This is a genomic window from Runella defluvii (assembly GCF_014195535.1).
Taxonomy (GTDB): domain Bacteria; phylum Bacteroidota; class Bacteroidia; order Cytophagales; family Spirosomataceae; genus Runella; species Runella defluvii.
The window spans coordinates 216902-229471 of sequence record NZ_JACIBY010000008.1 but is presented as its reverse complement, the minus strand read 5'-3'; the positions used below and the strand labels follow the sequence as shown (position 1 = coordinate 229471).

The following is a 12570-nucleotide window of genomic DNA, read 5'->3' as shown; positions in this document are numbered from 1 at the left end:
ACAAATAAGTATGGTATTTATTTTTTATACAATTCATTACCAAACAGTTATGACCACAAATTAAAGACAGCAACCATGAATAACATAGAAAGAAAAAGTGCAAGAGACTCGGCGGAGTCGAGGAAGTATTCCGCCTCCAAAATCACGCTTACCGTTTTGTTGGTAGGCATCGGGTTAATGGTAGCCGCGTATTTCGCAGGTTTTGTAACCCGCCCCAACGAACAGCGTTTTGGCAAAGTGCAGCCTACAGACTCCGCCATCGTCACCGAAAGTGACACCACCATTGGAAAATAAATTTGAAAACCATAAAACTCAATTAACATGAAAACCACAGAACAAAAAATCAAAGAAACCGCTCAAGAAGGCATCGAAAAAATGGAAAAAGCCGCCACAAAAGCAGAAGCCAAAGTGGAAGTAGCAGTAGCCAAGGCCCAAGCCAAAGCTGAAGTAGCAGCTGAAAAAGCCGACAGCAAATGGGAACAATTTAAGGACAAAGCAGAAGACGCTTGGGATGACGCCAAAGAAAAAGCCGAAGATATTTGGGAAGATGCCAAAGACGCGGCTGAAGATGCGTGGGACAAAACCAAAGAAAAAGCCCACGAGGTAGGCGAAAAAATATCAAAGAAAACGAAAGAAATCAAAGAAGATGTATCCGCTTAGCAGCTAAACGTCTTAAAACAAACGCGCCTGTGAGCAATGCTCGCAGGCTTTTTTTTTAGCAAAAAAAAGAATGAACGCCAATCGCTCATTCAAAAAACGATCATTACAAAACACTCGCTATCTTCTTCACATCCAGCGGCTTTTCAACAAAACCATCTGCGCCAAGTGCCAGGGCTTGTTCGCGTAAGGCGCTCATGGCCGTCATCATCACGAGTTTGGCTTGCGGCATTTGTTGTCTCACTTGTGCGATATAATCAATGCCCGTTCCGTCGGGAAGGTTATTGTCCAGAAAAATCAACTGAGGGGCTTCCGCGGTCAGCTTGGCAAGGCCATCTGCAAGGCTGTGGGCCCGCATCGACACGATACCGTATTTTTTAAGAAACATTCCTAATAATAGACACGTATCCAGTTCGTCGTCGATTATCAATGCTCTCTCATAGACCTTCTCTAAACTCGCATTATCCATTTCAATAAATCATTAAATAAAAGGCTAATCTTTCAGTAGTGGGGATGCTTACGGTAGTGGTAAGCAATATATGTATTAACATTAAAAAACCGTGCCAGTAGCACGTAGAAATACGGGCTGGTTTTGGTAGAATCTCCCCAATCGGGGTAAAAATGCCTCAATTTTCCACTCAAATCCCCCTTCTTGGCTTTGGAACAGCCTTTTTATCTTATTGTTCGAATTCATCAGTAAATGAATAAATCATCACAAATCATTTAAACAAATAATTGCCATGACTAACAATTCAAAAGTAGTATTGGGCGTAGCTGCGGCAGCCGCAGCAGGTGCCGTAATCGGAATGATGTTTGCGCCAGAAAAAGGAAGCGATATCCGTGAAAAACTTCGCGAAACCGCGAATAATTTCGCTTCAGATTTGCTAGACGCGCTCCAAAATGGACGTACACAATACGCCCAAGTCGCCGAAGAAGTAGAAGACGCTGCGCAAAATGCAAAATCGAAAGTAGTAGGCAAAGTAGCTGAAATCAAAGACCGAGTAGAATCGGAAGCAGGGCAATTTGCCAACTCGCTCAAATCATAACCCCTTCATTCATCCCGACCAAGCGAGGCAGCTCGCTTGGTCATTTCCCTTACCGCCATGGAAGTCATCAAATCAGCCCATGAAATCAAAGATAACGCCACCGATTGGCTCGATTCTGCCACTACCTACCTCGAAGCCCGTTGGAACTTAGGCGTTCTCGACCTCTCAGAAAAATCAGCCCGCGCCGCTTCTCACGTCGTGTCGTTGTTGATTTTAGGTACCATCGGCACTATCGTGCTTTTATTTCTCAGCTTGGGAGTAGCTTGGTTGCTAGGCGAATGGCTTCATAGCCCCGCCAAAGGCTTTTTTTTAGTGGGTCTTTTTTATGGAATTGTAGGACTCGTTCTATTTTGGGTCAAAGACCAATTTATTCGGGTTCCCGTTGTCAATGCCTTTATCAAACAATTTTATTATGAAAAATAACATCCAAACCATCGAAGATATTCGGGCCGAACGCGCCAATTTGAAGAATAAATTAGCTTTGTCACAACTTCACATGCACACCCGTGTACAAGCCATTCAACAGGAGCTTAATCCTGCTCGGCAAGCCCTGGGTGTCGTGAAAGATGTGTTTGCTAGACCCCGCAAAGGCCTTCTTTACGTGGGCGTTGGCATCGGTGTTGACCTGTTGCTTCGCCGTCGCTTACTCAAAAAAGCAGGTTGGTTGCCACGGCTAGTTGTTCCTTTTTTGGTTCAAAATGCCGCCGCCAACGTCATTCAACGCAACAGCACATCGTTCCTAGAAAAAGGACTGAGGTGGTTTAAAAAAGCAACCGATAAGCGCTAATTAGCCCCCACGGGCAAACGACTCAGTTGGGTCCAAAATTTAAGCAACGTTTTGACGGTATCGTTGAAGTTTTCGTACGAAGCAGGTTTCGTAATAAAACAATTGGCCCCCATCGAATAGCAATTGTCGATGTCTTCACTGGCGCTCGATGTCGTCAGAATCACAATAGGAATACGCCGTAACAATCCATCCGATTTTACGGCTTTTAGCACTTCCCTCCCATCCATTTTTGGCATATTTAGGTCGAGCAGTACCAAACCAATTCTGTTTTGCAACGCAGGAGAATTGAGGTTTGCTATTGCTTCAAGCCCATTTTTTGCATACACAATCGGATTTTTTATACCACATTCTTCCATGACCGACTTCAATAAATACACATCATCTTCGTCGTCGTCACAAATAAGAATCGTTATTGCTTTGTTCATTCGTTTAGGTTATTTGGGAAGGTAAACGTGAAAAATGGCCCCCGATTCTCCCTGACGAGGTTCGGCCAGTATGTATCCGTTATGATTGGTGACAATTCTACGGCACAACGAAAGACCAATTCCCGTTCCTTCAAATTCGTTACGGCTGTGTAATCGCTGGAAAATTACGAAAATTTTCTCAGCATATTGAGGTTCAAAACCTATCCCGTTATCTATAAACGTAATTCGGTGGTATATATTTTCGCTCTGCAAATCGCCCGCATTCGGTATTTCTCCCCCCGCTACCTGTTGGTAGTCAATCGTCACCAGTGGGGCAACGCCCTCGTGGCAATACTTCATTGAGTTGGAAATCAGGTTAGTAAACAATTGTTCAAACTGACTTCGTACCCCCAACACCTCAGGAAGTGGCTGACTTATGATGCGTGCATTTTTCTGTACAATTCGCTCCGACAATTCTTCTCGTATATTTTTTAGCACCTCGTTTAAGTCCACTTTTTCAAAATTTTCTTCCCTTCGATTGGTCGCTTTTGAAAATGCCAAGAGGTCATTGATGAGGTTTTGCATCCGCATCGCCGACTGACTTATCTTCACCAGGCTATTTTGGGCATCTTCGTTGAGCTGTGGCGCGTGCCGAACCTGCAATCGTTCGCTAAATGCTCGAATTTTCCGCAACGGCTCCTGCAAATCGTGCGAAGCTACGTAAGCAAATTGTTCCAATTCGGCATTGGTACGTTCGAGTTCTGACAATTTATTTTCCAATTCCGTTTGAAACCCAATCCGACGGCTCAATTCAACGTACAAAAGACGGAAAAAGACGGCCAAAAAAGCCAAGGCTAACCCACACAGCCCCAATAGATACAGCGACATGTTGTGGTCAGCACTTTTTTGTAATTCAATGCGGACTTCTAAGTAACCTTTTTCCTGCTGATCAAAACGCTCGGAGGTAGCCCGAATCTTATCCATATACCCTTTTCCAAAATTCAAGGTCTTTAGGTCGATTGGGATATTTTCTTTCGCACGGGCAATGTTCCCTCTAATGAAAATCAACCGTTGTTTTATAAATAAATCAAGTGAATCTAGCCGCTTCAATTGGGTATCATTGTCGCTCACGAGCGCCCGCAAGTCCGACTGGTAATGCTTTATGTTTTCGAGTCCTTGTTGGTAAGGCCCCAAAAAATGCTCCTGATGCGACAGTAGAAAACCCCGCTGACCTGTTTCTATATCAACTAATGTCTTGATTAGTTCTTTGTTCAAAAATCGGATTTGGTACGAATGCGCCACATCATTCGTCCGTTTTCCCATCTCTTCAAAGTGATTGAAGGTAACCCAACTCAAAAAAACCAATAAAAGTAAGCTGACAAACGTCGCCAAAATAATGGTAAAAAGAGCACTGGGGACGGAATACAAAGGATTCAAATTGGGAATTTTTTTACCCGAAAAACTGTGGAAATATTTCCCCAATTTGGGTAAAAAACGAATCAAAAACCACACTTTAATTTTCTGCGCTCTTGTTCTCATGCGAAACTGTTACCAAGTCTATCAAAATTCAGCATTTTTTTAGAATTAACTAAAATTTGCTGCCCCATTTTTCAAAAAAAATACCCAAAAGTGAAACTTGGGCATATTTTTTTAATACCACAACCACAGAACAATTCCCATACCACACCATGGCCGCACCTGCCTTTAACCTGTTACAATCGCAAAAGCAAACGCTTAAAATCTCGCCCTCCCAAATTCAGTTGCTGAATTTTCTGCAATTGAATTCACTGGAGCTTGAGCAGTACATCAAAAACGAGTTGGAAGAAAATCCTCTCTTGGAAGAACGCCAAAACGACGAGCAAGACGGAGAGGCGAACGACGCGGAGTTTTCGTCGAGCGCACAAGCCGAAGACCGTACCCAAGACTACATGGACTGGGACGAGTTTAGCAACGATGACTTACCCGACTATCGGACGCGCATTGACCATGGCTCCGACGATGACAAACTATATACGCCTGTGGTGGTCGAAACCACCGATTGGCGGAGTGAATTAAAAGAACAATTTCACTTGTTGCCGTTTTCAGAAAAGCAACTTCAACTTACTGATTTTCTGATAGATTCCCTCACTGACCAAGGTTATTTACCTGCTTCAGTAAGCACCCTAGCAGATGACGTTTCGTTTACGACGGGGGTATTTGTGGAAGAAGAAGACGTGCATTTTTTGGTTGATTGTCTCCGAAAAATGGAGCCTATTGGTTTGGGAGCGCGCGACTTAAAAGATTGCCTGTTGATGCAGTTGGCCCGCGAAAAAAGTCCCGTTGCGGGCGTAGCTTCGTGGCTGGTCGATGACCTTTTTGAGGAAGTTGCGGCCCGTAATTATGATAAAATTATGCGCATGAGCGGCCTGCAACAGCACGAATTGAAAGAGGCAATTGCGCTCATTAGCACCCTCCGCCCTTACCCAATTGTCGATGGCGGCAGCAGTTCAGCCATGGTGATGAAAGAAACCATTGTGCCTGATTACATCATAACAGTCGAAAACGAGGCCATCGAAGTTGGACTTAACACGCGCGGGATTCCACCGCTGAAGGTCAATACCGATTATGCCAAATCTGTGGGCACATCGCGCTCGGCGGCTAGTTACGTCAACTCAAAAATTTCGGCCGCCCAGTGGTTAATCGAAGCCATTTTGCAACGCGAAGCGACCATGCTCAAAACCATGCGTACCATTGTAAATTTGCAACGTGCGTATTTTTTGACGGGAGATGTACGGCACTTGAAACCAATGGTGTTGCGCGACATTGCCGAACGCATCAAAATGGATGTATCAACCATTTCGCGAACCACAAGTGGAAAATATGCCCAAACTCCGTTTGGAATTATTCATTTAAAAGACTTATTTACCGAAGGTGTTAAAACCGACAACGGCGAAGAAGTTTCCAACCGCCAGATTCAATCCGCTTTGGTCGCGTTGGTGGGGCAAGAAGACAAATCTCAGCCGCTCAACGACACCCAATTAACGGAACTTTTGGCGCAACAAGGGTATTCATTGGCTCGTAGAACGATCGCCAAATACCGCGATTTACTCGATATTCCGTCCGCAACCATGCGGCGAATTTTATAACGTACTTACTTGATTTTAATTAGTTTTTGCATCTCATGGCACAAAAAATCTTAGTCATCGACGACGACACCGACATCTGCTTACTTTTACGCCGCTTTTTAAGTAAAAATGGGTTTGATGTGGCCATTGCGCACAATGGTGTCACTGGTTTGGCCACCCTCGACGACTTTCGTCCAGACCTTGTTTTGACGGATTTCAAGCTAGGAGATATGGACGGCGTTACGATATTAGCCCAAATCAAAGAGCGGTTTCCTTACGTTCCAGTGCTCATTATAACGGGTTATTCCGACATAAAAGTGGCCATCAACGTCATGAAACAAGGGGCTTATGATTACATTACGAAGCCCCTTTTTCCCGACGAAATTCTATTGACCATCAAAAAAGCCCTCAGCCAGCCCACCCACCACATTGTGCCTGCGGCGGCTTCGGTCGAGGAAGAAACCAACAGCCCATCGTCGTCCCGTAAAAAAAGCAGTGGCCCCGCGCCTGCTTATATTTTAGGAAATGGCCCCGAATCTCAGCAGTTGTACAAACAAGTTGACTTGGTTGCCCCGACCAATTATAGCGTTCTCGTTTACGGCGAAAGTGGCTCAGGAAAAGAAGCCGTTGCCCTCGAAATCCACCGCCGAAGCAAGCGCGCCAACGGGCCGTTTGTGGCCATGGACTGCGGGGCTATTTCTCGCGACTTGGCTGCGAGTGAGTTGTTTGGGCACGAAAAGGGTTCATTTACGGGCGCACTCACCCAAAAAATCGGTCATTTTGAAATGGCCAATGGCGGTACGCTCTTTTTGGACGAAATTGGAAATTTACCTTACGATGTTCAAGTGTCTTTACTCCGCGTGGTGCAAGAACGGAAAGTGCGTCGAATAGGCGGAAATCGCGAACTCGAAGTTGACGTTCGCATCATTGTTGCCTCCAACGAGCGCCTCATCGAAGCCGCCCGCCGAGGAAAATTCCGCGAAGATTTGTATTACCGTTTCAACGAGTTTAGCATCGATGTCCCACCGCTTCGTGATCGCAAGCAAGACCTCATGGCGTTTGCCCAGTTTTTTCTTGATAAAACCAACGAGGAATTGGGGAAAAATGTCCGTGGTTTTTCGGCCGAAGTCATTCAGGCGTTTGAAGAATATCCTTGGCCTGGCAACCTCCGCGAGATGCGAAACGTCATCAAACGTTCCACGTTGCTATCGGAAGGAAGCATGATAGAAGCCCGAACGCTCCCATTTGAATTGCTGAATTACAGTCGATTGCTATTTTTAGAACCCAGTACCCCTGCGGTAGCCTCCATACCACCGCCGCCCGTAGAAGCACCCATTTATGCACCGCCCCAACCCGTCGTGGCGGTACCCGTAGCCGCGAAAGCTGTGTTTAACAAAACCGACCTAAAAGCCGCCGCGTTGGAAGCCGAATACGAAATGATTTTGAATGTGTTGAAGCAGGTTAATTTCAATAAAAGTAAAGCAGCCGCCGCTTTGGGCATCGACCGAAAAACGCTTTATAACAAAATGAAAAGCCTCAACTTAAACAGCTAGCACTCCTAGCTGTTTTTGGCATTTAAGATACCATGACCGTACCCTACGATAATCCGCTTAAAACATTTCAGCTCGACTTGATTGGAAGCCAAGTAGAATTGCTTTGCCGTATTCTACCTGACCTTATTTACGTGATTGACCTAAAAATCAACAAGTTAGCATTTGTCAGTGACCGAGTCACTGAATTGCTGGGGTATTCGCTCGACGATATTCACGACATGGGCGACACGTTTGGGCCGATTATGATTATTGAAGACCGTGCTAATTTTTCAACGCAAATCTCAGAAAAATTCCACAACCTTCAGATCGGAGAAAATGTAGAATTTATGATGGGATTTCGCCACAAAAATGGCGACATTCTTACGCTTCGTAACCGTGGCACTGTCCTTAAAAAAGACGAAGAAGGAAATAACCACTACCTGATTCTTACTGCCGAAGACGTCACTCAGTCGCAACTCAGGGAGCAAACAATTTATAAAAAACAACAACACATCGAAGACACCGAGCGCGCACTTAAGTTTGGCTCATGGGCTGTAAGCAATTACCCCGCCAACGACAAGGTGTATTGGTCCAACGGTGTTTTTGATATTACGGGGCTGTCTGTCAAAGATTATCCCGACAGCTTTGTTCCGTTTCAAACTTACTCGGAGCTGATTCCCACGCAGGAGCGTGAGCGCGTTCAGGCCATTGCCCAAGCTCACCTTGCCTCCAAAGACCCGTACTATGAAATTGAGCACGGGATGATTGACACCAATGGCCAACAAAAACAGGTTTTGCTTCGCACCCATGCTTTTTTTGACGAGCAAAGCTTTTCGCTGATTGGCACCGTTTCGGACATTACCTTGACCAAGCGCTACGAAGACGAACTTGCCAAAAAAATTGTCGAGCTCGAACGTCAGCAGGCGCAAATGGAAGAGGCAGAATCCATTTTTAAGTTTGGAAGCTGGGAGTGGCAGTTGGGCCAACAAAGTTTTCGCTGGTCGGAAGGTATGTTTCATTTGCTAGGCATTGACTCAAGCACGTGTCCCAACCATACTGTTCCCGAAGGGTTTTACAATCAGTTTGGACATCCTAGCGACATCAAGGCCATTGATGATTTTGCGGCCGAATTATTGGCAGGAAAAAATGCCATCAACGAACTCAACCACCGCTTGGTTGATAAAAATGGCGACTTGAAGTACATTTCTATTCGGGCAAAAAGCCATTTTGACGAACACGGAAAAGTCCAAAAAATCGTTGGAGTTTGCATTGACGTCACTCAGCTTGAAATTTATAAACGCGAACTCGAACGCCAACTCGAAGCCGTCAATAAAAGTAACCGTGAGCTGGAGCAATTTGCGTACGTAGCTTCCCACGATTTACAAGAGCCACTGCGCAAAATCATTGCGTTTGGCGAACGTCTCGAAAAGAAATACCAAGAAAGTCTCGGCGACGACGGGCGTTTTTTGCTCGGCCGCATGACCAATGCCGCCCAACGGATGAACCACCTCATCGAAGGGCTTCTGACCTACTCGCGGGCATCACGCCAGATGGAATCGCTGCAAACGGTTTCGCTACAAGAGGTTATTAAACAAGTACTTGAAGACCTCGAACTGAAAGTCCAAGAAAAACAAGCCACCGTCACGATTGGTGACTTGCCAACGGTGGACGCCCAACCCGTTCAGATGCGTCAGTTATTTCAAAACCTCATCGACAACGCTCTGAAATTCAGCAAAAAAGACACCAAACCAAGCATTGAAATTTCGGCAGCTGAGGTCAGTAAAAATGACATAAAATACAACCCTCAGCTTAATTCTGAGCTACATTATTATAAATTTTCGGTCCAAGACAACGGCATTGGCTTTGCGCCCGAATACAATCAACGCATTTTTGGGATTTTCCAACGGCTTCATGGGCGCTCCGAGTACGAAGGAACGGGCTTGGGGTTGGCCATTTGTCGAAAAATTGTGGAAACCCACCAAGGATATATCGAGGCCGAAGGCCAAGAAGAGCAAGGAGCCGAGTTCGTCTTTTACTTGCCTGTCAAATAACTGCCTCATTTTAACCTATGTTTAACCTGTAACACCAACCATTTTGGAAGCACACGACACCCACTACAGCAAAAATCGAGCATTAATTTTGGTCGCCGAGGATGATGAAGACGACCAACTTTTCACCAAAGAAGCCTTTGAAGAAGCCCGTTCTTATATTGACATTCGCTTTGTAAACGATGGTCTTGAGTTGCTTGATTACCTCAAAAAACGCAACAAATACGCCGAACCCGCCGATGCACCACGTCCTTCGCTTATTTTGCTTGACCTCAATATGCCCAAAATGGACGGTCGCGAAGCCCTCAAAGAAATTAAGTCGGACGAAACGCTCCGTACCATACCAATCGTTGCCCTCACTACGTCCAAAGCCGAACAGGACGTCTTAAAAACGTACCAATTGGGGGTAAATAGTTTTATTACCAAACCCGTCACATTCACCGAATTTACCGAAATAGCCCGAACCCTCGGCCACTACTGGCTTGATATTGTCCAACTTCCTCAAAATCGTAAGTAAGCTTTTTTAACGCACATGAGCACCGAAACCCTCAAACTCCTCATCGTTGACGACGACGAAGATGATTTTTATTTGACCTCCGATTACATCAAAGAAATACCTTCCAAGAAGTTTGATATCACTTGGGCAAACTCATTTAACGAGGGCATCAAAAAACTCACGCAGGATAACTTCGACCTGTGTTTTTTTGATTTTTTGTTGGGAGCAAAAACGGGTATCGACTTGCTCAAAATGGCCCTCGACAGGGGTGTAAGCTGCCCCATTGTGCTGCTTACGGGCAAAGGCGACCAGCACATCGACCTCGAAGCCATGCGTCTTGGGGCGATGGATTATCTGGTTAAAAGTGAGTTGGATTCTGAGAAATTAAATCGGTGTATTCGGTACTCATTGGAGCGTGCAGAGAGTGTTCGGCGGCTTCGAGAAAGCGAAACCCGACTGCGCAACATCTTTGAACACATAAAAGATGCTGTTCTTTTGAAGCGCCCCAATGGACTCATTTTTTACCACAATACCGCCGCCCTCACCCTCCTTGGGTTTGACGAAACTGACATCCGACAGCTTCATTTTCGCGATTTGTTTGTCACCGTTTCTGATTACGACCGCTACGTGCTGGCGCTTGAACACCGCGATTCGTTGGACCATTTCGATGCGCTATTGCTCCGTAAAAACAACGAACGGACACTCTGCTCGCTCCACATCAGCAGGCATACCGACAGCGAGGGGCTTCCGTACATTATGATTGTTATTCAGGACATTACGGCCCGTAAAAAACTTGAACGGGACAGATTATTGGCCGAAAAAGCCGCTTCTACGGCCCGTCTTGTACGAACGCTTGCCCACGAAGTTCGGAATCCCCTTACCAACATTCACTTGTCGCTCGACCAACTAGAACCCGAGCTTGAAGACGAAGATTTGCGCCTTTTTACGGATATTATTCGACGTAACGGCCACCGAATCAACGGTCTTATTACCGAACTCCTCAATTCGTTTAAACCCCAAGAAACGATTCTCAAACACGTTTCTATTCAAGATATTTTGGAAGCAGCGCTTGCTGAGGCCATCGACCGCATCAATTTGAAGAAAATAACGCTCATCAAAGAATTTGGGCCAGCGTGCCTTTTGGAATTGGATGCGTCAAAGATTAAAATTGCCCTACTCAATCTTATTATCAATGCCATCGAGGCCATGGAACCCGAATCGGGCGTGCTGACCATTGTTACGTACATCGACGACGAAACTTGTTTTGTCAAAGTCCAAGACAATGGCTCGGGCATTAGTCCAGAAAACCTAAACCGTTTGTTTGAGCCTTATTTCACCTCAAAAACAAACGGTTTAGGGCTGGGACTGGCCGCTACGCTTACCATTTTACATTCGCATCAAGCGACGGTCGAAGTCGAATCCGAACTTGAAAAAGGCACTACTTTTACTGTGATGTTTCCACTTGCGAAATATACGTCCTTTGCTGAGGAGGAAATGGTCTGATGATTGTTTTTCGGAACAACGACCGCAATAACTCAATCGCCAACGCACCCACCACAAGCAGCATGGCAAACACCGTGGCCCACACCAAAATACGGTGGTACTCTGCTGCTTGATGACGTGCAATGAGGATGCCCGTAAAAGCCCACAAAACTGAAAGGCTCAGGTAGCCATTGCGCAGTAGGTTCAGAGCAATACCCGTCACAATGGCTCCAATGACAACCATCGTACTTGCCCACGACACTTCGTTTTCTGTCCAGCCCCAACTCACCAAATAGGCCGTCACGTTGGCAATCGTGGCAATGCAAATCCAGCCCAAATACATCCCAAATGGCGCTTTTAGTGCCACCCGACTTCCAAGCGTAAGCGCAGGGGCAATTCCATCTATTTTACGGTTGATTTGAACCAATTGGGCCAATAACAACACCATAACGACCACCGAAATGGCGATGTATTCAAAATGCCACAAACAAATCCAAGAGGCATTCAGAAAGCAGGTCGTCACAAAACCCAACCCGATACTTCTAACCGTTTCGCCCGTGGCAGGATCCACATTTCTTTGAAACATCGACTTGCTTTGTTTGACACAAAACCAAAAAAGGAGAAGATAAATCACTCCCCAAATGGAAAATGTGATAGGGGCAGGAACAAACAAATTAGGATATTGGTCAGAAAGCTGTCCCGTGGTTTTATGATTTAAAGGTAGCGCTACGGCAAGGTAGTTGGCCGCAATCATCACTACAAAAAAGACCCAGTTAAGCAACTGTAAAGTCTTGACGCCTAGGTTATTCATCTGTGCTTTCATAGTTTTTCATGTTTTCTATTAGTAATAAAACACGCGTTCCAAAGCCATTGTTTGCCCCAACTGTGGCATTTGTTCCACATTTTCTCCCATGTCTCGCCTCATTTTCCCCATTTTTCGGGTGGTTTTGGCACTGGAACAAGGTTTTTAACTTACTGAGCATCAATCAATTTTTCAACCTAAAACCATTTTCA

The 12570-nt window shown here is 45.5% G+C and carries 14 protein-coding genes; 10 read left to right on the top strand and 4 right to left on the bottom strand.

From position 1 onward, the window contains the following. Positions 1-75: 75 nt before the first annotated feature. Together FHS57_RS19235 and FHS57_RS19230 are read left to right on the top strand one after the other, a co-directional pair. Complete coding sequence (locus FHS57_RS19235; RefSeq protein ID WP_183976545.1) at positions 76-294, top strand: hypothetical protein; 219 nt, start codon at positions 76-78, stop codon at positions 292-294. Positions 295-321: 27 nt separating this feature from the next. Continuing rightward, a complete protein-coding gene (locus tag FHS57_RS19230) occupies positions 322-660 on the top strand; it encodes a YtxH domain-containing protein (protein ID WP_183976543.1) in 339 nt (112 codons plus the stop codon). A gap of 103 nt (positions 661-763) precedes the next feature. Here FHS57_RS19230 and FHS57_RS19225 read toward each other — a convergent pair whose 3' ends face one another. Beyond that, complete coding sequence (locus FHS57_RS19225) at positions 764-1126, bottom strand: response regulator (protein WP_183976542.1); 363 nt, start codon at positions 1124-1126, stop codon at positions 764-766. A 271-nt stretch (positions 1127-1397) separates the two neighbouring features. On the opposite strand from FHS57_RS19225, the gene FHS57_RS19220 reads away from it, so the two are divergent. The 3 genes from FHS57_RS19220 to FHS57_RS19210 are packed head-to-tail and all read left to right on the top strand — an operon-like array spanning position 1398 to position 2490. Continuing rightward, positions 1398-1703 carry a YtxH domain-containing protein gene (locus FHS57_RS19220; protein WP_183976540.1) on the top strand — a complete coding sequence of 102 codons (306 nt, stop codon included), beginning with the start codon at positions 1398-1400 and terminating at the stop codon, positions 1701-1703. Positions 1704-1760: 57 nt separating this feature from the next. Continuing rightward, the gene (locus FHS57_RS19215) at positions 1761-2126 is read left to right on the top strand and encodes a phage holin family protein (protein ID WP_183976538.1); all 366 of its coding nucleotides are present in this window, start codon (positions 1761-1763) and stop codon (positions 2124-2126) included. Further along, the gene (locus FHS57_RS19210) at positions 2116-2490 is read left to right on the top strand and encodes a hypothetical protein (protein ID WP_183976536.1); all 375 of its coding nucleotides are present in this window, start codon (positions 2116-2118) and stop codon (positions 2488-2490) included. The genes FHS57_RS19215 and FHS57_RS19210 overlap by 11 nt, the downstream gene beginning before the upstream one ends. On the opposite strand, the gene FHS57_RS19205 is transcribed toward FHS57_RS19210, so the two are convergent. Together FHS57_RS19205 and FHS57_RS19200 are read right to left on the bottom strand one after the other, a co-directional pair. Then, on the bottom strand, positions 2487-2915 hold the full coding sequence (locus FHS57_RS19205) for a response regulator (protein WP_183976534.1): 429 nt from the start codon (positions 2913-2915) through the stop codon (positions 2487-2489). The genes FHS57_RS19210 and FHS57_RS19205 overlap by 4 nt on opposite strands. Before the next feature lie 9 nt (positions 2916-2924). Beyond that, entirely contained in the window at positions 2925-4433 is a 1509-nt protein-coding gene (locus FHS57_RS19200) for a sensor histidine kinase (RefSeq protein WP_183976532.1), read from the bottom strand. Positions 4434-4582: 149 nt separating this feature from the next. On the opposite strand from FHS57_RS19200, the gene rpoN reads away from it, so the two are divergent. From rpoN to FHS57_RS19175, 5 genes are read left to right on the top strand one after another with little or no spacing between them, the layout of a single operon-like run. After that, positions 4583-6019: an RNA polymerase factor sigma-54 gene (gene rpoN, locus FHS57_RS19195; protein ID WP_183976530.1), complete on the top strand. Its 1437-nt coding sequence runs from the start codon at positions 4583-4585 to the stop codon at positions 6017-6019. A 35-nt stretch (positions 6020-6054) separates the two neighbouring features. Beyond that, on the top strand, positions 6055-7551 hold the full coding sequence (locus tag FHS57_RS19190; RefSeq protein ID WP_183976529.1) for a sigma-54-dependent transcriptional regulator: 1497 nt from the start codon (positions 6055-6057) through the stop codon (positions 7549-7551). A gap of 32 nt (positions 7552-7583) precedes the next feature. Continuing rightward, positions 7584-9581: a PAS domain-containing sensor histidine kinase gene (locus FHS57_RS19185; protein ID WP_183976527.1), complete on the top strand. Its 1998-nt coding sequence runs from the start codon at positions 7584-7586 to the stop codon at positions 9579-9581. Positions 9582-9624: 43 nt separating this feature from the next. Beyond that, the gene (locus tag FHS57_RS19180; RefSeq protein WP_183976525.1) at positions 9625-10095 is read left to right on the top strand and encodes a response regulator; all 471 of its coding nucleotides are present in this window, start codon (positions 9625-9627) and stop codon (positions 10093-10095) included. Positions 10096-10110: 15 nt separating this feature from the next. Further along, on the top strand, positions 10111-11577 hold the full coding sequence (locus FHS57_RS19175) for a hybrid sensor histidine kinase/response regulator (RefSeq protein WP_183976523.1): 1467 nt from the start codon (positions 10111-10113) through the stop codon (positions 11575-11577). Here the strand turns inward: FHS57_RS19175 and FHS57_RS19170 are convergent. Continuing rightward, positions 11519-12379 (bottom strand): TspO-related membrane protein, encoded by an 861-nt coding sequence (locus FHS57_RS19170; RefSeq protein ID WP_183976522.1) that lies wholly within the window; start codon positions 12377-12379, stop codon positions 11519-11521. The two genes, FHS57_RS19175 and FHS57_RS19170, sit on opposite strands and share 59 nt — an antisense overlap. Positions 12380-12570: the final 191 nt, after the last annotated feature.

Excerpts from the sequence above, each read along its gene's own strand:
- FHS57_RS19185 (WP_183976527.1), top strand. The coding sequence starts at position 7,584 with ATGACCGTACCCTACGATAATCCGCTTAAAACATTTCAGCTCGACTTG.
- rpoN (WP_183976530.1), top strand. The coding sequence starts at position 4,583 with ATGGCCGCACCTGCCTTTAACCTGTTACAATCGCAAAAGCAAACGCTT.
- FHS57_RS19170 (WP_183976522.1), bottom strand. The coding sequence starts at position 12,379 with ATGAAAGCACAGATGAATAACCTAGGCGTCAAGACTTTACAGTTGCTT.
- FHS57_RS19235 (WP_183976545.1), top strand. The coding sequence starts at position 76 with ATGAATAACATAGAAAGAAAAAGTGCAAGAGACTCGGCGGAGTCGAGG.
- FHS57_RS19225 (WP_183976542.1), bottom strand. The coding sequence starts at position 1,126 with ATGGATAATGCGAGTTTAGAGAAGGTCTATGAGAGAGCATTGATAATC.
- FHS57_RS19175 (WP_183976523.1), top strand. The coding sequence starts at position 10,111 with ATGAGCACCGAAACCCTCAAACTCCTCATCGTTGACGACGACGAAGAT.
- FHS57_RS19230 (WP_183976543.1), top strand. The coding sequence starts at position 322 with ATGAAAACCACAGAACAAAAAATCAAAGAAACCGCTCAAGAAGGCATC.
- FHS57_RS19205 (WP_183976534.1), bottom strand. The coding sequence starts at position 2,915 with ATGAACAAAGCAATAACGATTCTTATTTGTGACGACGACGAAGATGAT.
- FHS57_RS19190 (WP_183976529.1), top strand. The coding sequence starts at position 6,055 with ATGGCACAAAAAATCTTAGTCATCGACGACGACACCGACATCTGCTTA.
- FHS57_RS19215 (WP_183976538.1), top strand. The coding sequence starts at position 1,761 with ATGGAAGTCATCAAATCAGCCCATGAAATCAAAGATAACGCCACCGAT.
- FHS57_RS19210 (WP_183976536.1), top strand. The coding sequence starts at position 2,116 with ATGAAAAATAACATCCAAACCATCGAAGATATTCGGGCCGAACGCGCC.
- FHS57_RS19200 (WP_183976532.1), bottom strand. The coding sequence starts at position 4,433 with ATGAGAACAAGAGCGCAGAAAATTAAAGTGTGGTTTTTGATTCGTTTT.
- FHS57_RS19220 (WP_183976540.1), top strand. The coding sequence starts at position 1,398 with ATGACTAACAATTCAAAAGTAGTATTGGGCGTAGCTGCGGCAGCCGCA.